18 protein-coding genes and 1 pseudogene are annotated in these 26361 nt (G+C 64.1%); 11 read left to right on the top strand and 8 right to left on the bottom strand.

The genetic code is table 11. The annotated features are described in order from the left end of the window. Window positions 1–167: 167 nt before the first annotated feature. The 6 genes and pseudogenes from HH213_RS14085 (at window position 168) to HH213_RS14060 (ending at window position 8890) form a co-directional block, all read left to right on the top strand. The gene (locus tag HH213_RS14085) at window positions 168–2096 is read left to right on the top strand and encodes a PhoX family protein (protein WP_169112621.1); all 1929 of its coding nucleotides are present in this window, start codon (window positions 168–170) and stop codon (window positions 2094–2096) included. 168 nt (window positions 2097–2264) lie between these two features. Then, window positions 2265–3329 (top strand): PQQ-dependent sugar dehydrogenase, encoded by a 1065-nt coding sequence (locus tag HH213_RS14080; protein WP_169112620.1) that lies wholly within the window; start codon window positions 2265–2267, stop codon window positions 3327–3329. Window positions 3330–3440: 111 nt separating this feature from the next. Then, window positions 3441–3698, top strand: a complete 258-nt coding sequence (locus tag HH213_RS14075; protein ID WP_169112619.1) for a hypothetical protein — start codon at window positions 3441–3443, stop codon at window positions 3696–3698. 248 nt (window positions 3699–3946) lie between these two features. Further along, window positions 3947–5452, top strand: coding sequence for an HD domain-containing phosphohydrolase (locus HH213_RS14070; protein WP_169112618.1), 1506 nt, complete (start codon window positions 3947–3949; stop codon window positions 5450–5452). A 53-nt stretch (window positions 5453–5505) separates the two neighbouring features. Further along, a pseudogene (locus HH213_RS14065) lies at window positions 5506–7971 on the top strand (TonB-dependent receptor plug domain-containing protein). A 13-nt stretch (window positions 7972–7984) separates the two neighbouring features. Then, window positions 7985–8890 carry an SAM hydrolase/SAM-dependent halogenase family protein gene (locus HH213_RS14060; protein ID WP_169112616.1) on the top strand — a complete coding sequence of 302 codons (906 nt, stop codon included), beginning with the start codon at window positions 7985–7987 and terminating at the stop codon, window positions 8888–8890. Window positions 8891–8922: 32 nt separating this feature from the next. On the opposite strand, the gene HH213_RS14055 is transcribed toward HH213_RS14060, so the two are convergent. Further along, complete coding sequence (locus HH213_RS14055) at window positions 8923–9828, bottom strand: AraC family transcriptional regulator (RefSeq protein WP_169112615.1); 906 nt, start codon at window positions 9826–9828, stop codon at window positions 8923–8925. Window positions 9829–9923: 95 nt separating this feature from the next. Here HH213_RS14055 and HH213_RS14050 point away from each other — a divergent pair, with 95 nt between their 5' ends. Beyond that, window positions 9924–10220, top strand: coding sequence for a hypothetical protein (locus tag HH213_RS14050; RefSeq protein ID WP_217363515.1), 297 nt, complete (start codon window positions 9924–9926; stop codon window positions 10218–10220). A 6-nt stretch (window positions 10221–10226) separates the two neighbouring features. Here HH213_RS14050 and HH213_RS14045 read toward each other — a convergent pair whose 3' ends face one another. The 3 genes from HH213_RS14045 to HH213_RS14035 all read right to left on the bottom strand — a co-directional run bounded on the left by HH213_RS14045 (window position 10227) and on the right by HH213_RS14035 (window position 11901). Next, a complete protein-coding gene (locus tag HH213_RS14045; protein ID WP_169112613.1) occupies window positions 10227–10802 on the bottom strand; it encodes a hypothetical protein in 576 nt (191 codons plus the stop codon). Between the two features lie 78 nt (window positions 10803–10880). Next, a complete protein-coding gene (locus HH213_RS14040; RefSeq protein WP_169112612.1) occupies window positions 10881–11258 on the bottom strand; it encodes a nuclear transport factor 2 family protein in 378 nt (125 codons plus the stop codon). Window position 11259: 1 nt separating this feature from the next. Continuing rightward, on the bottom strand, window positions 11260–11901 hold the full coding sequence (locus HH213_RS14035) for a hydrolase (RefSeq protein ID WP_110846526.1): 642 nt from the start codon (window positions 11899–11901) through the stop codon (window positions 11260–11262). Window positions 11902–12154: 253 nt separating this feature from the next. Here HH213_RS14035 and HH213_RS14030 point away from each other — a divergent pair, with 253 nt between their 5' ends. Next, entirely contained in the window at window positions 12155–12502 is a 348-nt protein-coding gene (locus HH213_RS14030; protein WP_169112611.1) for a helix-turn-helix domain-containing protein, read from the top strand. Between the two features lie 17 nt (window positions 12503–12519). On the opposite strand, the gene HH213_RS14025 is transcribed toward HH213_RS14030, so the two are convergent. Both HH213_RS14025 and HH213_RS14020 read right to left on the bottom strand, forming a co-directional pair. Next, window positions 12520–14463 (bottom strand): GAF domain-containing sensor histidine kinase, encoded by a 1944-nt coding sequence (locus HH213_RS14025; protein ID WP_169112610.1) that lies wholly within the window; start codon window positions 14461–14463, stop codon window positions 12520–12522. 79 nt (window positions 14464–14542) lie between these two features. Beyond that, complete coding sequence (locus HH213_RS14020; RefSeq protein WP_169112609.1) at window positions 14543–15031, bottom strand: hypothetical protein; 489 nt, start codon at window positions 15029–15031, stop codon at window positions 14543–14545. 564 nt (window positions 15032–15595) lie between these two features. Here HH213_RS14020 and HH213_RS14015 point away from each other — a divergent pair. Further along, entirely contained in the window at window positions 15596–15988 is a 393-nt protein-coding gene (locus tag HH213_RS14015) for a hypothetical protein (protein WP_169112608.1), read from the top strand. A 14-nt stretch (window positions 15989–16002) separates the two neighbouring features. On the opposite strand, the gene HH213_RS14010 is transcribed toward HH213_RS14015, so the two are convergent. Next, window positions 16003–19068 (bottom strand): sensor domain-containing diguanylate cyclase, encoded by a 3066-nt coding sequence (locus tag HH213_RS14010; RefSeq protein ID WP_110846521.1) that lies wholly within the window; start codon window positions 19066–19068, stop codon window positions 16003–16005. Beyond that, the gene (queC, locus tag HH213_RS14005) at window positions 19069–19776 is read right to left on the bottom strand and encodes a 7-cyano-7-deazaguanine synthase QueC (protein ID WP_169112607.1); all 708 of its coding nucleotides are present in this window, start codon (window positions 19774–19776) and stop codon (window positions 19069–19071) included. It abuts the gene before it with no gap. Between the two features lie 193 nt (window positions 19777–19969). Here queC and HH213_RS14000 point away from each other — a divergent pair, with 193 nt between their 5' ends. Together HH213_RS14000 and HH213_RS13995 are read left to right on the top strand one after the other, a co-directional pair. After that, window positions 19970–21724, top strand: a complete 1755-nt coding sequence (locus HH213_RS14000; RefSeq protein WP_229263466.1) for an autotransporter assembly complex protein TamA — start codon at window positions 19970–19972, stop codon at window positions 21722–21724. After that, a complete protein-coding gene (locus tag HH213_RS13995; protein ID WP_169112604.1) occupies window positions 21724–26253 on the top strand; it encodes a translocation/assembly module TamB domain-containing protein in 4530 nt (1509 codons plus the stop codon). The genes HH213_RS14000 and HH213_RS13995 overlap by 1 nt, the downstream gene beginning before the upstream one ends. Window positions 26254–26361: the final 108 nt, after the last annotated feature.

The following is a 26361-nucleotide window of genomic DNA, read 5'->3' as shown; positions in this document are numbered from 1 at the left end:
TCGCCAGCCATGACTGCCTGCGTGACAGCATGTATCGCTTTGTATCGTAATGTCACAGTCCTGTCATACCAAATCGTTAAGATTGCCGCCGTCGAAGCCCAGCCACTGCTTCGCATGATGCCAGCCAGGCACATGGATCGGCCACAAACTACAACAGGGTATTTACCATGACCGAGCAACTTGATTCCTCCCGTCGCAGCCTCCTCAAATTCCTGTCCGGCGCGCCACTGCTGCCGTTGGCTGGTGGCAGCGCCACCGCCGCCCTGCTGGCCGCTTGCGGTGGCGGCGACACCGCCGCGCCGGCGCCGCAACTGATGTCGGTGAGCTTCTCCGGCATGGCCGCGCCTACACTGGCCGACGCGCCAAAAATGGCCACCACCACGGTCGCCTCGGCCATGCAGGCGCTGTACTCGGACGGCAAGACCGTGCCGTACGGTCTGGCCTATCAGACCTTCTTCATCACCGGCGCGCAAGTGCCGAACGGCAGCGGCGGCACTACCCTGGCCGGCGGTTACTGGGACATCAACAACAAGCCGATCCTGGACAAGACCGATGCCAACTCGCGCCAGTTCTTCTCCGACGCGCCGGACGGCACCTCGCTGCTGAAGCTGGCATCGACCACCGTGTCCGGCATCAAGGGCAATGCCGTGTTCGCCGTCGTGCAGTTTGAATACACCACCCGCAACGTCAAGGGCGACTCGGTGTACGGCATGCTGCCGTCGCCGATTGCCGTGCTGACGCTGGACCAGGACAAAACCACCGGCGCGCTGACGCTGGTGAAATACCACAACGTCGACACCAGCCCGGCCAACGGTCTGTGGATCACCTGCGGCGCCAGCCGTTCGCCATGGAACACCCACCTGTCGAGCGAAGAATACGAGCCGGATGCGACCGTCATCGGCACCAACACCCAGTTCGCCAACTTCAGCACCAACCTGTACGGCGACGCCACCAAGGCCAACCCGTATCACTACGGCCACCTGCCCGAAATCACCGTCAACCCGGACGGCACCGGCAGCTGCAAGAAGCACTACTGCCTCGGCCGCATCTCGCACGAGCTGGTGCAGGTCATGCCGGACGAGCGCACCACGCTGATGGGCGACGACGCCACCAACGGCGGCCTGTTCATGTTTGTAGCCGACAAGGCCAAAGACCTGTCCAGCGGCACGCTGTACGTCGCCAAGTGGAACCAGAAAACCACCGACAACGGCGGCTCGGCCACGCTGTCGTGGATCAAGCTGGGCAGCGCCACTTCGGCCGACATCAAGGCCCTGGCCGACCAGTTGAAAGCAGCCGACATCATGGACGTGAAAACCGCCGACCCGTTGGATGCGTCGTACACCAAGATCCCGTTCAACGGCAAATTCAACTGGATCAAGATCGTGCCGGGCAAAGAGAAGGCGGCGGCGTTCCTGGAAACCCACCGCTATGCCGCGTTCAAGGGCGGCAGCATGGGCTTTACCAAAATGGAAGGCACCACCGTCAACGCCAAGGACAAGATCGCGTACTCGGCGATTGCCGCGATCGGCTCGGCCATGACCAACGGCTCGGGTGGCATCTCGATCAAGGGCCCAAGCGCCGGCGCCGTCTACGCGCTGAACATGAAGGCCGGCCAGGTGGATGACACCGGCGCCGCCATCAACAGCGAATGGGTGCCGGTCGACATGGCAGCCGTACCGGCGCTGCTGTCGGAAGATCTGAAAACCGCCGACGCGCTGGGCAACCTGGCCAATCCGGACAAGGTGGCCAACCCGGACAACATCAAGTTCTCCGAGAAGCTGCGCACGCTGTTTATCGGCGAAGACAGCGGCACCCACGTCAACAATTTCCTGTGGGCGTACAACGTCGACACCAAGGCGCTGACGCGCATCCTGTCGACGCCGTCGGGCGCCGAATCGACCGGCCTGCATGCCGTGGACGACATCAACGGCTTCGCTTACATCATGAGCAACTTCCAGCACGCCGGCGACTGGGAGTCGGCGCTGCACAGCAAAGTGCAAGCCACGCTCGACCCGCTGATCCGCGCCAACTACCGCGACCGCTACGGCGCGGCAGTCGGCTACCTGACCGGCTTCCCGGGCCTGACCTTCAGCTGATCCCTCCGGCGTTCGCGGCAACTGCGCAACCCGCACACCGCTGGCGCCAGGGTCTGACCCCATACGGGGTCAGACCCTTCCGTTTTGGGGTAACCGCAAGCTACCGTGCGGCGCTTGCCGGCCGATGCGGCCGATAATACCCAGATAGCTCGCCCACGGAGAACTATCATGTTGAAACACGCTTGCGCCGCCCTCCTCGCATTCAACATTGCCGGCTGCGGTGGCAATTCCGGTTCCGGCAGCGCGACAACGCCGTTGCCGCCGACCACGCCAACCACGCCCTCCGGCGCCCCCACCGTACTGGCCACCGGCCTGCAAATCCCTTGGTCCATCGCCTTTTACGGCACCACCCCGCTGATCAGCGAGCGCGGCACAGCACGCATCCAGGCGATAGGCGCGAATGGCGCGCTGACCGCCATTGCCACCATCAATGGCGTGAGCGGCACTGGCGAAGGCGGCCTGCTCGGCATCGCCGTACGTGACGGCTACCTGTACGCCTACTTCAGCGCCGGCACCGAGAACCGCATCGAACGCTATCCGCTGACCGGCTCCGGCACCACCACCCGCCTTGGCGCAGCGCAAACACTCCTGACCGGCATCCCATCCGGCAGCAACCACAACGGCGGACGCATCGCCTTCGGCCCGGACGGCATGCTGTACGCCGCCACCGGCGATGCCGGCACCACCAGCCGCTCACAGGATCTCAACTCGCTGGGCGGCAAAATCCTGCGCCTGACGCCGGACGGCCGCGTGCCCGCCGACAACCCCTTCGTCGGCTCCTACGTCTACAGCTACGGCCACCGCAACGTACAGGGAATGGCGTGGGCCAGCGATGGCGCCATGTACGCATCCGAGTTCGGCCAGAACACCTGGGACGAACTCAACCTGATCAAAGCCGGCGGCAACTACGGCTGGCCTACGGTAGAAGGCAAAGCCGGCAACAGCCTGTACATCGATCCGCTTCAGCAATGGGCGACCGCCGACGCCAGCCCGAGCGGCATCGCCATCAGCGGCGGCAACATCTACATCGCCAACCTGCGCGGCGAACGGCTGCGCAAAGTGCCGATCGCTGCACCCGGCACGTCATTAGACTTCTACGTCCAACAATACGGCCGGCTGCGCGACGTCACCGTCGCCCCCGATGGCAGGCTCTACATCATCACCAACAACACCGACGGCCGCGGCACGCCCAAAGCCGGTGACGACCGCTTGTTAAGCGCTCCCCTGCTCTAGCTTACCCACCCGCGATCGGGCGGCGGCAATGCGCAACCAAACACGTCTCGGGCGTCACCGCTTTGCCGGCTGCAGTAGCATATCGCCATCAGCCGCCAGCGAGGAGCGACCATGCCAACGAAAAACGTAGACGGATACCAGATTGACTTCACCGCCGAGGCCCTGCCCGGCACCGACCAGTGGGGCGCCTTCGTGGCGATCTTCGTGCCGTCCGACAATCCCATGCATATGGACGAGGTGTATCCCAAGCAGCGGGTGGTGGCCGACGTGCCCTGCGCCAGCGAAGCGGAGGCGCAATCACAGGCCGAACAAGCCGCTGCGACGATTCTCGACCAATTGCGCGCACCGCAAAAACTTGCTGACGACTAGCATCCCCACCACACTTTGCAAAAATCTTTGTTTTTCGATAGTAATATTGCTAAAAACGAAGTATTGTTGTGTGTGCACTTCAGCGCTAAAAGTGCCATGCTGCACTGCAGTTATGTATCGTAGCGTACAGTAGCGCCGCCAAGGTGTTGTGCAGAGCAACGGGAATATTTATTGCCTGTTGTTAATGGCTGTGGGTCAGACTACAATCGGGTGTCATTCAGCTGAAACAATTTGCGGAATCTGTTCATATGTCTTTTCTGTCATCTGCCTCGCCCAAGTTAGCACCATGGAAAGTCCTGTTGGTTGATGATGAACCGGACATCCATGACATCACCAAACTGACGCTGAGCCGCTTCCGTCTCGACGGCCGCGCGCTGAGCTTCGTCCACGCCTACAGCGGCGCCGAAGCCAAGGAAGTGCTGGCGCGCGAGTCCGACATCGCGCTGGTGTTCCTCGACGTCGTGATGGAAAAGGAGGACAGCGGCCTGGAAGTGGCGCGCTGGATGCGCGAAGACCTGGACAACCAGTTCACCCGCATCGTGCTGCGCACCGGCCAGCCCGGCCAGGCGCCGGAAGAACGCGTGATCGTCAACTACGACATCAACGACTACAAAGAAAAAACCGAACTGGACCGCACCAAGCTGTTCACCACCACCTTCGCCGCGCTGCGCGCCTACCGCGACATCATGAAGGTGGAGGAAGCCCACCGCGCCCAGATCAATTATCGCGAAGGCCTGGAACGCGTGATCGCCGCCTCCTCGCACATCTTCCGCCAGCGCAATCTGAAAGACTTCGCCAACGGCCTGCTGCAACAGGTGGTGGCCCTGCTGCGCCTGGAACACAGCATGCTGCTGCGCCTGCGTGGTGCTACCGCGATCAGCGGCGAGAACGATTACGAAATCCTGGCCAAGATCGGCGATGAAGATGGCACCCTGCTGTCGCCGGAAGTGCTGGCGCAGATCGACGCCGCCAAGAGCAACCAGATTTCGCGCGTGGAAGGCGACACCTACATCGGCTACTTCCCCAACGCCAGCGGCAAGGCGTCGCTGCTGGTGCTCAAGGGCGTGGCGGAAATTTCGGAAATCGACACCAAGCTGCTGGAAGTATTCTGCTCCGGCGTCGCCATCGCCTTCGACAACATCCTGCTGAGCCAGGAAATCACCGATACCCAGGCCGAGCTGATCATGCGTCTCGGCGACGTCGTCGAATCGCGCTCCAACGAAGCCGGCAACCACGTGCGCCGTATGTCCGAGGTGTGCTACCTGCTGGCGCAGGAAGCCGGCCTGCCGGACGACGAAGTGGCGGTATTGCGGCACGCCGCGCCGATGCACGACATCGGCAAGATCGCCACGCCGGACGCGGTGCTGCTCAAGCCGGGCAAGCTGGATGCGGCCGAGTGGGAAATCATGAAGCAGCACCCGGCCGTCGGCCTGTCGATCCTGGATGGTTCACAGCGCCCGATCCTGAAGGCGGCCGCCGTCATCGCCCACCAGCACCACGAGAAATACGACGGCAGCGGCTATCCGCAAGGCCTGAAGGGCGAAGACATCCACCTGTACGCGCGCATCGTCGCCGTGGCCGACGTGTTCGACGCGCTGATGCACAAGCGCTGCTACAAGGAAGCCTGGCCGATCGAAAAAGTCATCGAGCACCTGCGCGAAGTAGCCGGCCATCACCTCGATCCGAAGTACGTCGATCTGCTGATCAAGAACATCGACCGCGCGCTGGCGATCAATGAACGCTTGCCAGATTGAATAAGCATATTAGCAATCGTTCGTAGGGACTGGATTTGCTAGCCCGTAAGATCATGGTCTGCTTTTCAGACCAGGATCTTACGATGCACAAGAATGTCCTCCCACCGCTGCTGCTGCTCGCCGAACTGCTGGCCGCGCTGCCGTCCGCCCAAGCCCAAGATACCGCCGCCATCGATCAAGTGACCGTGGTCGGCTCGCGCGCGCGCAACCGCACCGTGTTCGATTCCGCCGTGCCGATCGACCGCTTCGGCGCGCGCGAGGTGGAGAACGCCTTGTCCAGCGGCGAAGTCGGCGCCGCCCTGCAAGCGCTGTCGCCGTCGATCAACTTCCCGCGCATTGAATCCAGCGGCGCTTCCGACTCGGTGCGCGGCGTGCAGCTGCGCGGCCTGGCGCCGGACCAGGTGCTGGTGCTGATCAACGGCAAACGCCGTCACGCCAGCGCCGTACTGGACACCGAAAGCAGCTTTGCCGGCACCGTGCCGGTCGACATCAACGCGATTCCGCCGGGCGCCATCGACCACATCGAAATCCTGCGCGATGGCGCCGGCGCGCAATACGGCAGCGATGCCGTGGCCGGCGTCATCAACATCGTGCTCAAGCAGCAGCGCACCGGCGGCTCGGCTTCGGTCAGCTACCGCGCCAACCACACCGACTTCCAGCCGACCGACCAGAAGAAGACCGACGGCCAGACCAAAATCGTCAACGCCGACTATGGCGTGCCGCTGGGCGACGCCGGCTTCTTCCGCTTCGGCGCCGAGAGCCGCAGCCGCAATCCGACCCAGCGCGCCGGCTTCAGCGACGCCGGCTGGACCTCGTGGAATTACACGCCGGCCGACCAGGCCTTGGACGGCAAGGTGGTATTCAAATCCGGCGACGCGCAATCGCTCAACAACTACCTGTTCTACAACGCCCTGCTGGCGGTCAGCGACGGCGTCGACCTGTACTCCTTCGCCACCGCCAACAAGCGCAAGTCGGACGGCAGCGCCTACTTCCGCTATCCGGGCGATCCGTCGAATGTGGAAGCGGTCTACCCGCAAGGCTATCGCCCGGTGACGCATGGCGACGCCATCGACCTCAGCGTGGTAGCCGGCGTGCGCATTGCCAGCGGCGGCTGGAACTGGGATCTGAGCGCGCGTCACGGTAGCAACATCTTCCACTACGACGTCAACAACTCGCTCAACGCCTCGCTCGGCGCGCAGAGTCCGACCAGCTTCCACCTGGCTACGTTTGATTACCGCCAGAACGCGCTGAACGCCGACGTCACGCGCGAACTGGACTGGGGCGTGCCGGTCAACCTGGCGGTCGGCGCGGAATTCAGCCGCGAAACCTACGTTAGCTCACCGGGCGATGCCGCCTCGTACGCTGCCGGTCCGTTCACCGATGCGCCGCCCGGCGCGCAAGCCGGTCCCGGCCTGCGTCCGCAAGACGTGTTTGACGGTAGCCGCAACCTGCGCTCGGTCTACGCCGACATCGAGAGCGACCTCACCAAACAACTGCTGGTGGGTGCGGCCGCGCGCTATTCGGACTACAGCGACTTCGGCAACGCCAGCACCGGCAAGCTGTCGGCGCGCTACAAGTTCACCGACGATTTCCTGCTGCGCGGCTCCGTGTCGAACAGCTTCCGCGCACCGGCGCTGGTGCAGACCGGCTTCCGCTTCTCCACGCTCAACTTCAACAGCGACGGCACCGGCCTGCAAACCGCGTCGCTGCTGCCGGCCAGCGATCCCCTGGCGCGCGCCTTCGGCGCCCAGAATCTGAAACCGTAGAAATCGACCAACCTGTCGCTGGGCCTGGCGTGGAAGCCGGCGCGCAACACCAGCTTCACGCTGGACGGCTACCGCATCAAGATCAAGGATCGCATCACCCGCACCAGCGACCTGCAAAGTGACGCCGCCATCGCCTACCTGGCCGGCATCGGCCGCAGCGACATCCAGTCGGTGGCCTACCTGGCCAACCTGCTGGATACCACCACCACCGGCCTGGACGCGGTGCTGAACCACGACCTGTCCTTCGCCGGCGGCAAACTGGACCTGAACGCCGCCCTCAACCTCAACAAGACGCGCATCGATATGGTGCACCAAAGCTCGGCCGCGTTGGCGAAGATCGATCCCGACCTGACCGTGCTGACCAACGAAAGCCTGTTCCGCATACGCAACGCCTCGCCGAAGAACAAGCTGGTGCTGAGCGCCGACTGGCAAGCCGCGCAATGGAGCCTGCTGGCGCGTGCCACCCGCTTCGGCGCGCTGAAGGATTTTTCGTATGACGACGAAGCACCCGTGGAAGACGGCGTCCACATCCAGCGCTTCGCCGCCGTCTGGACGCTGGACCTGGAAGCGCAATACAAACTGACCAAACAGCTGACGCTGGCGGTCGGCGCCGACAACCTGCTCGACCGCTATCCGCAGCGCGTGCGCGAAACCAACAACGCCACCTATGGCGGCGCCCTGCCCTACAACTTCATCAACCCCATCGGCGTGAATGGCGCATACTTCTACGGCCGCCTGCGCTACACCTTCTGACCCAAAGGACACCATGAAAAAAATCCTCCTCGCCCTCTGCCTGAGCGCCGCATTCTGTGCGCCGGCCTTCGCCGCCAAGAACGCGCTGGTGCTGCAAACCGACTTCGGCACCTCTGATGGCGCCGTCTCCGCCATGCACGGCGTGGCTTACGGTGTCGACCCGAACCTGACGGTGGCCGACCTGACCCACAATATTCCCGACTACGACATCTGGGTCGGCGGCTACCGCCTGTTCCAGACCGCGAACTACTGGCCGCAAGGCACGGTGTTCGTCTCGGTGATCGATCCGGGCGTGGGCACCACGCGCAAGTCGGTGGTGTTGAAAACCAAGGAAGGCCGCTACTTCATCGGCCCGGACAACGGCCAGTTCACGCTGATCGCCGAGCGCGACGGCGTGGCCGAACTGCGCGAGATCGACGAGAAGGTCAACCGCCGCGCCGGTTCGGGCGAGTCCTACACCTTCCACGGCCGTGACGTGTACGCGTATGTAGGCGCGCGGCTGGCGTCGGGCACCATCAGTTACGAGCAGGTTGGCCCGTCGCTGCCGGTCGAATCGGTGATCAAGATCCCGTATCAGAAAGCCGCCCTGAGCGACGGCAAGCTGCGCGGCATCATCCCGGTGCTGGACATCAAATACGGCAACGTCTGGACCAATGTGCCGAAAGCGCTGTTTGACCAGCTGGGCGTCAAGGAACACGAGCCTGTGCAGGTGCGCTTCTTCCACAACAAGAAGCTGGTGAACACCGTGGTGGCGCCGTATGAGCACACGTTTGGCGGCGTCGCCAAGGGCAAGCCGCTGGTCTACCTGAACAGCCTGCTGGACGTGGCGGTCGCGCTGAACCAGGGCAGCTATGCGGAGAAAAACAAAATCGACTCCGGCGTCGATTGGGAAGTGGAAATCTCCAAAGCCAAAAAATAAGCGCTGCCGATAGGGTCTGGGGCCGTACGGGATCAGCCCCTGGCTGTCACGGCCTGGGGATCGCGCAGGCGTTCGATATCGCGCTGCGGCGGCAGGCCGTACATGCGGCTGTAGTCGCGGCTGAAGTGGGACGGGCTCTGGTAGCCCACTTCGTAGCCTGCCGTGCCGACATCGCGGTGCTCCAGCGCGATCAGGCGGCGCGCTTCATGCAGGCGCAGCTGCTTTTGATATTGCATCGGCGTCATGCCGGTAATCGCCTTGAAGTGCTGGTGCAGCGATGACGCGCTCATGTTGGCCTGCGCCGCCAGCGTCTCCACCAGCAGCGGTTCGCGGAAGTTGGCGCGCAGCCAGCTGACGGCGGTAGCGACCTTGTTGCCGGGTGTATCGGCCTGGGCGATATGCATCAGCTGCGGCCCGCACGGGCCGGTCAGCAGGTAATACAAAATCTCTTGTTCAATCAGCGGCGCCAGCGCCGGGATCGCTTCCGGCGTGTCCAGCAGACGCACCAGCCGCAGCACGGCGTCCAGCAGCGCATCGCTGGCGCGGTTGACGGTCACGCTCAAGCCGCGCGCGGCAGCCAGCGCCGACGGCGGCATGCTGATGCGGCCCATCAGCTCCTTCAGCTTGGTGGTGTCGATGATGATGCCGACGCCCAGGTGCGGCTGCTCCGGCGTGGCCAGCGTGACGCACGACGCCACCGGCACGTCCATCGCCACCAGCAGGAAGTCACCGACGCCGTAGCGCATCACGTGTTCGCCGATGGTCAGCGTCTTCTCGCCCTGCGCCACCAGCGCAAAGCACGGCTGCTGAGAAGTATGCACCGGCACCGTCCGCCCCGAGCGGCGGCCGAAGAACAAGGTGTCGATGGCGCTCGAACGCTGGCCATCGTCATCGGCGTGGCGGGCAATCAGCGTGGCTAATTCGGCAAAGCGGTTCATTTGGAGGATTCGGCATCAGGCTAAGAGGATGGCGCTACCGGCGCCGGCAGCATTCGCCGTAGGATACAGCATCTCAACCACGGATGCAGATGACCATGACGCTCGCTATCGAAATCACTACTTTCCAGCTCAACGGCTGCACCTGCCAGGAGTTCATCGCCGCCAATGCCGAACTCGACATCTGGCTGGCGCGCCAGCCGGGCTTCCAGTCGCGCACCATGGCCGAACAAAAAGATGGCACCATCGTCGACATGCTGTGCTGGGATTCGGTGGCGCAAGGCACAGCGTCCATGCACCGCCTGATGGATGAGCTGCGCGACTCGCCGGTGCACGGCATGATCGATCAGGACACGGTGTCATGGTCGATCGCGCCGGTCAGGCACCGGGTGTAGATCAGCTTATAGCTGGCCTTCCTGTTTCTTGACGATCTTTTCCAGCGTGGCGCGCAGCGATTTGAGAGCGACCGTCGCGCTTTCCACCAGCTTGCTGTCTGCCGCGCCCTGCTGATCTCCGCTCAGCGAAGGCAGCTGGAACGCGTCGGCATCGGCCGATGCCTGCTGCGCGGCGTAGGCGCTGCGTCCCTCCGCGTAGCCATCGTCGGCGGTGGCGGAATCGGCGCTGTCTTCCGCCGGCGTGGCGGCCACATCCGGCACGCTGCTGTCGGCTGGGGTACGCAATACGCCCGCCGCCTGTTTCAGCTGGCTGGCCAGCTGTTTCAATTGTTGCAACATCGCTTTAGCGTCTTTGCCGCCGAACATCGCCAACATCTTCTTCAGCATCTCGATCTGCTTCTTGATCTCGTCGATACGCATGCGCGCCGCCGCTTTCTGATCCAGATCGGCCCGGCGTGACAGGCCATCGATGGTGGCCGCGTTTTTTTTGGCCGTCTCCATTTTCTTCTGCAGCAGGTTCTGATAAGCGTCACTACCAGCATCGACGCTGACAGAGGGGCGGTAGGCGGATATGGCAAGCATGGCGGTTCTCACAAAGGGCTGGTCAACTTAAACAGGCGACGAGACCAGCCGTTTTGTTAAACCGCGTTCACATCGGCTCTATGGCGCAGCGGGATCAAGGAACACGAACAGCGACTGGATACGTCCATCGCTGATCTGCACCAGATCCATGCCGGTGATGGCCGCCGGGCCGCCGGGAGGCCCCAGCCGCCACGATAAACGGCCCATGCCATGGTGACCGACTGCCGGCCCCACGGCGCTGAAGACGAAATCCGCCGGCAACCTGCCCAGCAGCCGGCTGACGGCGGCGTCGATCGCGGCATGCCCCTGCACCGCCGCGTCCGGCTCATACAGCATGGCGTCTTCGGCATACAAGCGCTTGATGGCCTGAACGCGCTGGATCACGTCGCGATTGCCGAACACCTCGGTCGGGTTAGCCTGCATCAAGCCGTCGTAATCGATGGAATCGGTCGCCATATCAGTGCCCGCCGCCGCTGGCCAGCAGTTGCAATTCCCACGCCAGGGCGACCGCGCTACCGCCGCCATGTTCAAGGATGATGCCGCCGACGCCGCCGGCCGTCTCCTCGCGCGCCCAGTCGCGCTGCCATTCGCCCAGCACCGCCATCCAAGTGATCGGCACGGCGCCGGCCGCGACCATGCGGCGCACCGCCATCTCATGCGCCTCCAGCGTCACGCCGCCAGACGCGTCGGTGACCACAAACACGTCGTAGCCTTCGGCCAGCGCCTGGATCGCCGGCATCGCCAGGCAGATCTCGGTGTACAGCGCGGCCAGCACCAGCTGCTTGCGGCCACTCTTCTTGACCACCTCAGTCACGTTCGGATCTTGCCAGGTGTTGATGAAAGTGCGGTCAATCGGCTTCTGCTCCGGAAACACGTCCTGCAAGCCTTTGATGATGTGGCCGCCACGCTCCGCCAGCACCGTCGATAGGATGGTCGGCACGCCGAACAGCTTGGCCGTTTTCGCCAGCCCGACCACGTTGTTGATGATCATGCTCGGCTCATGGCTGTGCAGGTTGGTGAACTGGAACGGTTGGTGATCGATGAGAACGAGGATGCTGTCTTCGGGCCGTAACAGCGCTGCGAGTCCGGTCTTGCTCATGTGTCTGTCCTTTGGTTTGCCACGCGGCGGGGATGCGCGTTGAGCCAAAACGATAGCAACCTGGGGGTGGCGCGACAATGACGGTTCCTGCGCTTGATAGTCCGATCCTGCTGTTGGCCCTTACTGCTTAAGGCAAGGGTGCGGCTGGCCCATGATGTGAGTAGAATGATTTGAGCTAACCCGGGCGCTTCGCCCATCCGGAAGGAACGCCATTTTTACGCAGCCCGCCACGATACCTGCTTTGCCTGAGCACATGCCGCACGCGTTCGGCGCGCTGGCGCCGTGGCAACTGCGGCGGGTAACCGCGTATCTGGCAGCGAATCTGCCGCAGCGGGTGGAGCTGGCAACGCTGGCGGCGCTGGTGAATCTGTCCCAGGCCCACTTCAGCCGGGCGTTCAAGGCCGCCACCGGACTGGCCCCCTACCAGTGGCAGCTCGACGCGCGTATCCGGCGCGCGCAAGCCATGCTGATTTACACGGACGCGCCGCTCAGCGAGATCGCCGTGGCCACCGGCTTTGCTGATGCCGCGCATTTCGGCCGCGCGTTCCGCAAACTGTCGGGCCACACGCCAGGCGACTGGCGACGCCACCGCAAGCATTAGCCAGCGGCGGCGGGCACTTACTTGCGCTTGACCTTGGGGAAACGCAGCTTGTAGTGCAGCCCCATGCCCGGCGCGCTGACCACCTTGACCGTGCCGCCCAGGGCGCCGGTCACCAGGTTGTACAGGATGTGCGCGCCAAGCCCGCTGCCGCCGGAGCCGCGCTTGGTGGTGAAGAACGGATCGAACAGCTGCCCCAGCGTGGCGCTGTCCATGCCGACGCCGTCGTCGCTGTAGTCGAATTCGACATTGTCGCCCTCCACCTTGCCGGTGATCTTGATCTTGCCCGGCTGCCCTTCCTCAAAACCGTGCACCAGCGAGTTGACCACCATATTGGTGACGATCTGCGAAATCGCGCCAGGAAAGCTGGCCATGTTGATCTGCTCGTCGCAATTGATCTCGATCTGGATCGGCTTGCCCTTCAGCTTGGGCTGCAAGGACAGCAGCACCTCGTCCAGGTATTTGCGCAGGTTGAAGCTGCGGATATCGTCCGACGACTGGTCGACCGCCACCTGCTTGAAGCTGCGCACCAGCGCCGCCGCCCGCTGGGTGTTGGTGGTCATGATTTTCAGCGACTGGTCGATGATGTCGAAGAACTGGTTCAGGCCGTCTTCGTCCAGCACGCCGTTGGCCATGTCTTCGCGGGTCAGCTTCAGCTCTTCCACCAGGTGGCTGGTGGCGGTGACGCAAATGCCCAGCGGCGTATTAATCTCGTGCGCCACGCCAGCCACCAGACGTCCCAGCGAGGCCAGCTTCTCCTGCCGCACCAGTTCGCCCTGCGCATCCTTCAGCGAGGTCAGCGCGCTTTCCAGCGCCGCGTTTTGCTGCTCCAGCGTTTCTTTGGCATGGCGGATCTGGCGATCGGCCTGCATGCGGGCAATCGCCACCGCCACGTGGCTGGCCATGAAAGCCAGAATATCGAGATCATTCTGGGTGTACTGCACCTTGTCGTCGTAGCTCTGGACGACGATCACGCCATAGGCCTGGTCGCCCAGCAGCATCGGCGCCCCCATCCAGCTGGAAATCTCGACATTGCCCAGCGGATGCTCCATCTCGCCAGTGTCCACCAGCGCCTGGAAGCCGATGCGGTCCAGCAGCATCGCCTGCTTGCGCTGCAAGATGTACGAGGACATGCCGACGCCATAGTCAAAGCGCTTGACCGGCGCATGCTCATCCTTTTCATCGACAAAATACGGAATGCTGATTTCCTGCGTGTCCGGGTGATACAGCGCCATCAGGAAGTTCTTGGCCGGCACCAGCTGGCTGATGATTTCGTGCAGCTGATGGTTGAGGCGGCTGCCGCCGGTGGCGGTGGCCGACAGGTTGGCCAGCTCGTACAGCGCGCGCTGGATGTTTTCCGCGCGGCGGCGCTCGGCCACCTCGTGCTGCATCTGCACCGTGCGCTCCTGCACCGCGCGTTCCAGCCGATCCATGCTCTGCAAGCCCTGCAAGGCGCTGGAAACGTGGTTGGCGATCAGCTTGAACAGCGCCTGGTCTTCCTCGTTGAACGTGTGCTGCTTGTCGTAGCTCTGGATCACCACCGCGCCCAGCACCTGGTGGTTCTGGTCCAGCAGCGGACTGCCCATCCAGTGCTCGGCGATGGTGCCGATGCCGAAGCCGGCGTTGTCCTGGCGCTTGGAGACGTGCTCGGCCGCCGTCATGACGATCGGCTCGCGGCTCAGGATCACCGCCGCCGTCGGCGACTCGCCCGGCACCAGCTCGAACAGCTCGTCGCGGCTGGGCGCCTCGTCGACTTCATCGACAAAATAGACGAAGCGCACCTGGTTGGCCGGTCCCTCATGGTCGCTGAGCGCCACGAAGAAGTTGGCCGCGTACATGATGCGGCCCAGCGCCGCATGGACCGCCTGCAGGAATTCACTGATATCGGTGCAGCTGCTGGACTTCTGTCCGATTTCCAGCAGCATGGTTTGAACGGCTTCCAGCCGGGTAAGACGACTTTCCATCAGGTTTCCTATGTTGGGTACATGCACATAGGAAATACTAGCAGGACTGCCTGCTCCGGGCCAGCGCCATCGGCGGCGATCAGGGCTTTTTGTAGCCGTTTTCGATCCAGGTCGACGCGCTGGCAACGCTGAGCTTGAAAGTCGGGGCGACGCGCACCCGCGCCAGCTCTTCCCCGTACTGGTCGAAGGCGGTCAGCGTGGCGTACGGATCGTCCTCGTCCGGCGTGATGTCCAGGCACACCTTGAACTGGCCGTCATCGGTATTGACGAATACATTCTTGTGCAACTGGGCGTGCAACTGCTGCTCGTGGCGGCGGATCACCTCGTTGGCGGTCTTGACCAGCGTGTTGAAGGCGTTGACGTCCAGCGGCTTGGGATTCTTCTTGTCGCGGCCCATGGTCCAGGGACCGACCAGCGCCGGCTCCGGCTCGCCGTCCTTGATCATCGCCACCGCCCAGCCGTCATCATCGTCGTTCTTGATCACGCGCGCGGTCCAGCCATTGCCTTGCCACAAGCGGTCTTGCTGCACCAGGGCGTCGTCGTCGGAATCGGGGAAATCATTAGGCATGGTCGGGCTCGGCGAAAAGAGATGGGGGCCGAATGATACAACAATAGGAAAAGCCCGCCGAGGCGGGCTTTCATGATGCGCGCATGATGCTTAAACGACAATCCTAACAAGTCATGCAAGGCGCCCGTTCCGCGATGGGCGGCTTGGGCGGCGCGATGCGCGGATCGATGGCCGGCTCCGGCATGTGATAGCTGAACGGGTTGATGATAATCGGCGGTATCGTGGGGGGTGCCGATGGCGGGCCTTTCGGGCCTCCGCCGGACAAACGCGTAGCGCTGCGCTGGCGCCGTGTGCATCGGGGTGCGGAAGGGATCGATTGCCCTTCGCTCATTGCTAGCCAAGCCATGTTCCTGCCCTCCTTGTGCAAGTGAGATGTTCAGTTTAGACCAACATATCTTTAAATCAAGGCGCAATTCCAATTAACTGACCGCTCGGCGCCCCGCCCACGCGTTCCATCCCGTCAATTCGCCGGTCTGTCGCAATCCGGTGGCCGGCGCGGGGCGACGCCGGTACAGTTCAACCATGCCAAACGGCACTGAACAACATCAACAGATGAGGTACGCCATGAACACCAACGCTAAAAAACTGATCTTCGCCGCCGTGATCTTCCTGCTGGCCGTTGCGGCCTGCCAATCGATGTTTGGTGACGGCATGCATGTCAACATCGATGGCGACGAAATCGATGGCCCGCTGGGCGCGGTACTGGGCGTATTCTTCGGCGGCGCCGGGCTGCTGCTGGCCGGCCTGATCATGACCTGCGTGGCGATCTTCCTATGCCTGCTGTTTGCCGGCCTCGGCATCATGGCGGTGGTGGGCGTGGCGCTGGCGGCGGTGATCGTGGTGGCCTGTGTGTCGCCCCTGCTGCTGCCGCTGCTGGTGCCGATCGGCCTGTACTGGCTGTTCGTCAGCCGCCCACGCAAACAACGCCGCCTGGCAACCATGCAACAAGCAATCTGATTGAAGGCCGCGTGTTAGTCCAAGTTTAAACCGGAAGCGGCCGGGACCTGATGCCCCGGCCGATCCGCCTCCTCATCCATCTGCTCCACCCGATTACGTCCAGCCCGCTTGGCCCGGTACAGCGCCTGGTCGGCACGAATCAAGGCCTGATCCCCGCCCGGCGTTTTGCCCCCCATCGCAGCGATCCCGATACTGACGGTGATGTTCAGCGTCACGCCATCATCCAGCCGCATCGGCGTCTGTTCCACCCGCAGCCGCAGCCGCTCGGCAAACACCGCCGCCGCCGTTAGCTCGGTCCCCGGCAACAACAGCGCAAACTCCTCGCCGCCAATCCGCCCCAGCATATCGATCTTGCGCTGACCTTCACACATCAGGTCGGCCAACTGACGCAGCACGGCGTCGCCGGCCGCGTGGCCGTACTCATCGTTGATGCGCTTGAAGTGGTCGATGTCGAGCAGCAGCACTGCGGCGCTGTCGCCAATCTCGCGTTGCAGCCGCCCCTCTTCTTCCTGCAAGCGCCCCATGAATTCGCGCCGGTTTGGCAGGCCGGTAAGGAAATCGGTGGTGGCCAGCACGCGCAACTCGTCGTCCATGCGGCGCCGCTCGGTGATGTCCAGCGTCGAGACGATGACGAAGTCCAGGCTGTGCGTGTGGCCCGGCATGACCAGCAGCGTCAGTTCGTTCAGGCGCGCCACGCCGTCCAGCCGCTCGAAGCTGCCCTCGCAGGCGAAAAAGTGCTGGCCCTGCGCCAGTGCGGTCACGGCGCGGGCAAAGTTCGGCATGGCGGCGGCGTCGAAATTCTGCGCCAGCGTCAGCGCGCCGATGTCCTTGCGGCCCGGCGGCGCCGCCACCTGTTCCAGCGCGGCCGCGTTCACGTCAAGGATGCGCACCAGCGACGCCAGCCGCCGCAGCTGGCTGGGATTGGCCTGCAAATAGGCTGCCAGATCCTCGATGCCAGATAGTTCCAGCTCGGCCAGCGCGCCGCGCACCGCAGACCAGTCCTGCTCCCACAGCGCCACCGGCGCATGGTCATACAGGCTGCGGAAGCGCGCCTCGCCGATGCGCAAGGCTTCCGCCGCCTGCGCCTGTTCGATGGCGATGCCAGCCAGCCGCGCGCCCTGCTCGATCAGCGCGATATTGGCCAGGCTAGGCAGGCGCGCTTCGCGGTGGTAGATGGCAAAGGTGCCCAGCACCGAACCGCTGGTGCTGATGATGGGATCGGACCAGCATGAGCCCAGGTGCGCCTGCAACGCCAGGTCGCGGTAGTCACCCCACGATGGCGCCAGCCGAATATCCTCGACGATCACCCGGCTGCGCGTGCGTACCGCCAGACCGCAGGCGCCGACGCCATCGCGGATCGCCATGCCGTGGATGGCGGCGTTGTAGAAGCCTGGCAGACTCGGGGCGGCGCCGACCAGCAGATGCTCGCCGCTGTCATCGAGCAGCAGGATGCTGCACATCATGTCCTCGTTGTCCGCCTCCACGCCCAAAACCACGCTTTCCAGAATAGTCTGCAGCGGCGCGCCGGTAGCCAGCAGTTCCAGCACATGGCGGCGGGTCTGCTCGCGGCGTTCGATCTGGGTGCGCTCGGTGATGTCGCGGAAGGACCAGATGCGCGCCGGCTCGCTGCCCAGTTGCAAGCCGCGCGTGTGCTTCTCGATCACGCGGCCGTCCTTCAGGTGTAGCACGTCGTGTTCCTCTTCCAGCCCGGCGCCGCGCTGCACGCCCGGCAGCGTCAGTTGTTCCGGCTCATCCAGCCGCAGGCCGCAGTCAGGATGGCGCAGTTGCGCGCACATGTGCGCCATCAGCACCGCGCCGTCATTTTGCCAGTCCAGATGTTCCGGCACGTTCCACAATTCGCGGAAGCGGCGGTTGGAGTTGAGCACCGCGCCTTTCAGGTTGTCGACCAGGATGCCGTCGATGGTCGAGTCCAGGATGCTGCGCAACATGGCCTGGCTGCGCTGCGCGCTGTCGGCCATCACCATCAGCGTGGCCTGGCCTTCCTTCAGTTCATCGGCCAGTGCGCGGCTGCGTTGCATGGCGGCGCGGGCACGCACGCGGCCGCGCGCCAGCAGCCAGGTCAGGCAAGCCAGCAAACTGCTGAGCGCCACGCCGAGCGCGCCGATCACTTGGGCTTTGTCGGTACGCGCCGTGCCGGCGCCGGGTTGGGTGGCGATGCGTAGCGTCCAGCGATGGTTGGCGATGCTGATTTGCTGGCGCGTGACGCGTGTCGTGTCGCGCGCCAGCGGCACGCTGTCGTACATCAGCGCTTCCGGAGTGATGACGCCGCCGTCGTAGATTTCCACATCCAGCGCGGCGGCGCGCGGGCCGCCCAGCCCCGCCATCAAATCGCCAACGCGAAACGGCGCAAACACCCAGCCGCTGATGGCGCTGCGGCGTTGCGCCAGCGTGGCGATCGGCTGCGGATGGTTATACACGGGCAGCACCACCAGGAAGCCCGCTTGCGCCGGCTCACCCACTTCCTGCACCAGCCGGATCTTGGCGCTCATGGCCGGCTGGCCGGAATCGCGCGCCTGTTCCAGCGCGGTGCGGCGATGCTCCTCGGACCCCGTGTCGTAGCCGAAGGCGTGGCGGTTGTTGTCGTTGAACGGCTCCAGGTAGACAATCGGCGCGTACCAGTCGCGCTCACCCGGCGGGAAGATGCGGTAATCGGGAAAACCCTGGCGCCGCACCAGCGCCTCATGCGCTTCGCGCTGCTGCGGTCCGATCAGCTTCATGTAGCCGACGCCGTGCACGCCGGGGAAGTGGCGGTTGAGATCCTGGCCGGTGAGATAGGTGCGGAATTCGTCGCGGTCGACATCCTGCGAACTGGCGAACAGCCCCTGCACGCCATACAGCGCCTGCACATAGGTTTGCATGCGCTGGTCCAGATTATTGACCAGCTCCCGCACGCGGCCGTCGAAATCGGCCTGCGCATCCTGCTCGGCATCGGCCAGCGCGCCATGCCATAGCACAGCAGTCACGCCCAGACAGCCGCTCAGCACCAGCGCAGGCAGGACGCTCGGCGAGAGCAGTCCCTGCAGCAACCGGCGCAGCCTTGCCTGGGCGTCGGCCCGCATTTACACCTCGGTGCCCACGAACTGGTGATAGCCACGGGCGCGCAGCGCGCAGGCCGGACAGGTGCCACAGCCGTAACCCCAATCGTGCAGGGCGCCGCGCTCACCCAGGTAGCAGGTGTGGGTGCCTTCACGGATCAGGTTCACCAGCGCCTGGCCGCCCAGTTCCTGGGCCAGTTCCCAGGTCTGCTTTTTGTCGCGCCACATCAGTGGCGTTTCCAGCTTGATGCGGGTGTCCATGCCCAGGTTGAGCGCCACTTGCAGCGCCTTCATGGTGTCGTCGCGGCAGTCCGGATAGCCGGAGAAGTCGGTCTCGCACATGCCGCCCACCAGCACCGTCAGGCCGCGGCGATAGGCCACGGTGGCGGCTACCGTCATGAACAGCAGGTTGCGGCCGGGGACAAAGGTATTCGGCAGACCGTTGGCCTGGGTTTCAATCGCGATATCGTGGGTCATCGCGGTTTGCGAAATGGCTGAGATCAGCGACAGGTCGATCATGTGGTCTTCGCCCAGCCTGGCGTTCCAGTCGGCCGACTGCTCGCGCAGGCTTTGCAGCAGCGCGGGACGGACCGTCAGCTCGACGGCGTGGCGCTGGCCGTAATCGAAACCGATGGTTTCAACACGGGCGTAGTGTTTCAGGGCCCAGGCCAGGCAGGTGGTGGAGTCTTGACCTCCGCTAAACAGGACCAGGGCGGAATCGGTAGGCAGCATAGTTCTTTCCAGATGAAGCAATCTTATAAGTACGCCATCTTTCAGGGCAATCCGGTAACATACTCACTAGCGTACACCCAGATGGAGTCTCATGTTACCGGCATCGCCAGCAAAAAAACGGACAGGATCACGAATTTTGGCACAAGTTGTGACAAAAGGGTCCGCCTGCCTCACTGCGGCCCTGCTGTCCGTGATGGCGCAGGCGGCCGAAGGCCTGAAATACGAGGTCCGCATCGACGCTCCCGGCGACGTACGCGACCTGCTCGAACATAATCTGGACCTGGTGCGTTTTCGCGGCAACGACCGCATCGACCGCGAACAGCTGCAACGGCTGGTGCGGGTGGCGCCGGAACAGATCCGCACGCTGGTGGCAACCAATGGTTACTATTCGCCGGTGGTCAGCGCCACCATGGATCGCGAAGCGGCCGGCACGCCGGTGGTGCAGGTAAAGGTGGTGCCGGGAGAACCGGTGCGCGTGGGCGAGGTGGATCTGAGCCTGCAAGGCTTTGTCCCCAATCCCGAGCAGCCGGCCGACAAGCAGTTTGACGTCAATACGCTGAAAGCCACCTGGCCGCTGAACAAAGGCATGATCTTCCGCCAGGATGAATGGGAATCGGCCAAGCGGGCGATTTTGCGTTCGGTGGTGCAGACACGCTATCCGCGCGCGCAACTGGTGGAAAGCCAGGCCACAGTAGACCCGGAATCGCACCAGGCCAACCTGCGGGTGGCGATCGACAGCGGGCCGGAACTGCGCTTCGGTGAATTGCGCATCGAAGGCCTAAAGCGCTACCCGGACAAGGTGGTGCGCAACCTGAATCAAATCAATCCCGGAGACTACTACAGCGAAGCGGCGCTGCAATCCTACCAATCGCGCTTGCAGGACACGGGTTACTTCGCCAGCGTGGAAGTCAGCGCCGACACCAGCGCAGTGCTCACCGAGCAGCTCGACGCCGCCGCCATGACGCCGGAGCAGAACGCCAGCGCCGCCATGGCGCCGTTGCCGCTGCTGGTGCGCGTGGTGGAGAACAAACGCAAGAACGTCAGCGCGGGTATCGGTTATTCGACCAACACCGGTAACCGGACCTCGCTGACCTATGACGATCTGGCGATATTCGGCCTGCGCATGAAAAGCGCGCTGACGCTGGAAACCAAGAAGCAGACCGCCACCACCAATTTCTACTTCCCGGTCACGCCGGAAGGCTATAACGACAGTATCGGCGCCTCGTTTGAGCGCAGCGATATTTCCGGCGAGGTGACCAGCGTGGCCAGCATCGCCGGCAAGCGCACCTGGGGCACGCCGCTGCTGGAACGCTCGCTGACGCTGGAGCTGCTGACCGAGACCAAGACCATCGGCGGCATCCCGTCGAGCCAGAGCAAGAGTTTGCCGCTGACGTACGGCGTCACCTGGCGCAAGCTGGATAACCTGCTGTTCCCGACCAAGGGCTATGCACTGAATGCGCAGGTGGGCGGCGCGCTGCTGCCGATCCTGACCGACGAGGCGTTTGTGCGCGGCTATGCGCGCGGCGTGTTGTACATGCCGCTGAGCGTGAACACCAACGCCGTCTTCCGGGGCGAACTCGGTGCGCTCGGTTCGCGCGATAAGACCGGCGTGCCGGCCGTGTATCAGTTCCGTGCCGGCGGCGACCAGTCGGTGCGCGGCTATGGCTATCAGGAGCTGGGCGTGCCGGTGGATGGCGCGATTACCGGCGGCCGTTACCTGGCCACGGCCAGCGCGGAGTACCAGTACTGGTTCAAGCCGCAGTATGGCGCGGCGGTGTTCTACGATGCGGGTAATGCTGGCGATACGTTCAGCGCCCTGCATCCAAAGTCCGGCTATGGCGTGGGTGCGCGCTGGAAGAGCCCTGTGGGGCCGATCAATGTCGATGCCGCATATGGACACGCGGTTCATAAATATCGTTTGCACTTCTCGCTGGGATTCACTTTCTGATGGCTGACCAAGACAATACTTCTCACGACAACGCTGCGCCGGCTACCAAGCCGCGTCGCTGGCCGCGCCGCCTGGCGATCGGCTTTGGCGTGCTGGTGGTGCTGCTGGTTGGCGCGTTCTGGCTGCTGGGCCGCGAGTCGACCTTGCAGCAGCTGGTGCAGCGGATCTCCACCGCCAGCGGCGGGCAGATTGCAGTGACGGGCGTGAGCGGCTCGCTGTATCACCGCATGCACATCGATAAGCTGGTATATCGCAGCAAAGGCAGCGTGGTGACGGCGGAGCAGATTGATATCAACTGGTCGCCGTTGCAGTATTTTTCCGAGGGGCTGACCATCAGTGAGCTGCATGCGCGCAGCCTGGTGGTGCAGAGTAGCGGGCCTTCCGATCCATCGACAATGCCGGACACACTGGCGTCGCCGATCAAGCTGAGTATCTCGGATGGACGGCTGGACAAGCTGACACTGACCAGCGAGACCGGCAGCAATGTCATCGACAACCTGCGCTTCCAGCTGGAGGGCGACAAGCAGGCGTGGCGTTTGCAGAACGCTTCCGCACACACCGCGTTCGGCGACATCAAGGCCGATGCGACCATCGCCGGCGCCAGGCCGTTCGCATTGCAAGGCAAGGCGACGCTGGTTTACGGCGGCCCGGCGCCGGCCGGACCGGCGCCGGCGAATGGCGCTGCCGCAACGAGCGGCATGCCGGCTGGCGGTGCCAAGCTGGCAGTGCAAGCCGGCGGCGATCTGGCGCTGCTCCAGTTGAAGGTCCAGGGCGCGGCCAACGGTGCAAGTGGCGATGCGGCGCTGACACTGGCGCCGTTTGATCCCATCATCCTGCGCGCCATTGACCTCAATGGCCGCGACCTCGATCCCGCCGGCTTCAACGCCGAATGGCCGCAAGCGAAGTTCGGCCTCAAACTGACCGCCGCCATCGCCAAGGACCAAAAACTCTCCGGCCAGTTCGCACTGGTCAACCAAGGCAAGGCCGCGCCGCTGGATCAGAAAGGCCTTCCCTTGCAAGCCTTCAGCGGACGCCTGGACGGCACCCTCACCTCCTCCCTGCTGGACAACGTGCTGCTGGACCTCGGCGCCGCCGGCAAATTCACCGGCGGTGGCAAAGTAGACCGCAGCGGCCCGGACGCCGGCATTGACGCCGCCAACTTCAAGCTGCACACCGACCGCTTCGACCTGAAAGACATCCACACCAGCATCAACAAAACCGCCATCGCCGGCGATATCGCCCTCACCAGCACACCGAAGAAGCAAGCGCTGACCGCCAACATGGCCGACAAAGGTCTGCGCCTCGACCTGCAAGCCTCGCTGGCCGACGCGCTGCTGCAAGTGCATCAAGTCCGTCTGCAGGCCAAGAAAGGCAGCATCACCGCCACCGGCCAGGCCAGCCTGAAAGACAAACAACCATTCAGCGCCAAGCTGACCGCCGACCACTTCGATCCGTCCGCGCTCGGTACCGGCTACCCAATCGCCGACCTGAATGCCGACATCAATGCCAAAGGCGACCTGTCGCCGGCATGGCAAGTAGCGGCCGCGTTCCAGATCAAGGCCAGCAAGTTGATGGGCCAGACGCTGACCGGCAACGGCAAACTGAATGCAGACGCTAAACACATTAGCGGCGTTGACGCGCATTTGGCCATGGCGCAGAACACGGCAGACGTCAGCGGCAACTTCGGCGCACCGGGCGAGCAACTGAAGTGGAAGATCGACGCGCGCCAGTTGTCTGCGGTGAGTAGCGATCTGCTGGGCGCCATCACCGCCAGCGGCGTGGTCACCGGCAGCATGGAAGCGCCGCGTAGCAGCTTTGAAGCAGATGCCAAAGGTCTGGCCCTGGCTTCGGCTACGGTCAAGCGGCCAAGCGACAGCCTGATACACGCGGCCGGCGACGTGGCCGTGGTCAAGGGCACGCCGGAGCTGAAACTGACGGGCACCGTGCAGCGTTTTAATCCGCTGTCGTTTGGTGCGGCGCAGGCGGGCTCCGTCAACGCCACCTTTAGCGGCGATGCACGCCTGTCCAGCGACTGGCGCGCCGGCTTGAATCTGACCTTGCAGCCGTCAACGTTTGCCAATGCACCGCTGTCCGGCTACGCCAAACTGACGGCGTCCAAGGGTAGCATCAGCAACGCGGATGTCGACCTGCATCTGGCCACCAACAGCTTGCAAGCCAAAGGCGGCTTTGGCAGCGCGCTCGATAAGCTGGAATGGAAGCTCGACGCGCCGCAACTCGGTTCGCTCGGGCCGCAGTTCGGCGGCGTGCTGCATGCGAACGGCACGCTGTCCGGCACCGCCGCGCGGCCGGCGCTGGCGCTCACGCTGGACGGCAGCAATCTGCGTGCGCCGGGCCAGCAGCAAGTCGGCAGCATTCGCGGCAGCGCCACGCTGGGCAATACGATTGCCATGGCCAGCGGCGCGCCGGCCACCACCACCGCCAAACGCGGCGCAGTGGCGCGCGGCGGCGCGGCGGCGGAGGCCATGGCCGACGTGCCGCTGATCAGCGATATCGAGATTACCCGCTACGTTTCGCCCGCCATTTCGCTCGACAAGGCGCGGCTGCAAACCAGCGGCACGCGCTCCGCCCACATCATCCAGCTGAGCGCCGCCAACCCGGACTTCGACGCCGCCCTGCGCGTTAAAGGCGGCTGGGCCAACGACACCTGGACTGGCGCCATCGACACGCTACAAAACAAAGGCCGCTTCGCCCTGACGCTGGCCGCCCCGGCGCCGCTGAAGCTCACCGCGCCGGCAGATACCGGCGTCGCCGGCCTGCTCAAGCCCGAACAGATCGCGCTGACCGGCGCCACCATCAAACTCCCGGCCGGCACCATCCGGATCGACAACCTGGAAAAAGCCGGCAATACATGGCACAGCAAAGGCCAGGCGGCCGGCGTGCCGGTCAACTACCTGGCGCAGCTGTCCGACGCCTGGCGCGACAACGTCCGCAGCAGCATGACCATCGGCGCCGAGTGGGGCCTGGACCTGCAAGCCGCCAGCCGCACGCTGGCCGGCATGGTCCACGTCTATCGCGAACAGGGCGACCTGACTATCATCGGCGCCGACCTGCCGCAGGCGCTCGGCCTGCGCACGCTGGACGCCCGCGCCGATGTCAAGGACGGCACGCTGCGCGTGCAACTCAACGTCGACGGCACCCGCGCCGGCCAGGCCAAGCTGGATGGCAGCGCCCAACTGCGCGAAGGCCGCCTGGCCGACGACAGTACCTTCACCCTGGCCGGCAGCGCCAATATGGGCTCCCTCGCCTGGCTGGCGCCACTGGCAGGCCAACCGGGTCTGGAAATCGACGGCACCTTCAAGATGGCCGTCAACGGCAGCGGCACCATCGGCGCGCCGCAGCTGAGCGGCGACATCACCGGCGACAAGCTGGTGGTCAACTGGCTCGATCAAGGCATCAAGCTGCGCAACGGCCAGTTGCAGGCGCGCCTGACCGGCGACCAGCTGCAACTGCAAAAGCTGGCCTTCGACGGCAACCAGGGCCGCGCGCAGGCGGATGGCTGGATACGCTACGCCGCCAACGAAGCCACCATGCAGCTCAAACTGACAGCCGACAAACTGGAAGTGCTGTCGCGTCCCGACCGCATCCTGGTGGTCAGTGGCACCAGCACCTTGACGCGCGACGCCAAACGCTTCCAGCTGGACGGCAAATTCCGCGCCGACCGCGCCAACATCGAACTGGCCGGCGCCGACACGCCGACGCTGAGCGACGACGTGGTCATCGTCGGCAAAGGCGCGGCACCGATCAAGAAGGAACAAGGCCTGCCGCTGAATATCGACGTCGAAGCGGACCTCGGCAACGACTTCAATCTGCAGGGCAAAGGGCTGGATGCACAATTGGCAGGATCGCTGCGGATCCGCGTGGCGGACCGCCGGCCGCCGCGCGTCACCGGCAGCATTCGCGTCGCCAGCGGGACGTATGCGGCGTATGGGCAAAAACTGGTGATCGATCGCGGCGTGATCAATTTCACCGGCGCCTACGATAATCCGGGCCTCAACATCCTCGCCGTGCGCCGTGGACCGGAAGGTGAAGCGCTGAGTGAGACCAACGTGGAAGCGGGCGTGGAAGTGCGCGGCACGGCGCTGGCGCCGCAGGCCAAGCTGGTCTCCACGCCGAGCGTGTCAGACAGCGACAAGCTGGCGTGGCTGGTACTAGGCCACGGCATCGACAGCACGCAGGGCAACGACATGGCGCTGCTCGGCACCGCCGCCGGCGCGCTGTTTGGCGGCTCGGGACAAGGCAAGCTGGCCAAGTCGCTGGGCGTGGATGAATTGGGCGTCGGTCAGGCGGCCGGCAGCACGTCGGCAGGCGCGGCGACCGGCTTGCAGAATACCGTGGTCACGGTCGGCAAGCGCATCTCGTCGCGCGCCTACCTGAGTTTTGAACAGGGTGCGAGTACGGCCACCAGCCTGGTCAAAATCAAATACAAACTCAATCCGCGCATTACGCTGCAGTTCCAGACCGGTACCAACAACGCGCTGGACGTGCTGTACACCTGGGCGTTTGACTAAGTCGGATTGTGGTCGGGGACAGGATCGTCCTGCGGCACCGGATGCGGAGCATGCGGCGGAGCAGGATCGTCCACTGGGACGGGGTCGGGGGCGCGGTGGAATAATTTC

The organism is Duganella dendranthematis (assembly GCF_012849375.1).
GTDB lineage: Bacteria > Pseudomonadota > Gammaproteobacteria > Burkholderiales > Burkholderiaceae_D > Rugamonas > Rugamonas dendranthematis.
Note: the sequence above shows the minus strand (reverse complement) of the source record. Positions and strands in the feature narration are given on the sequence as shown.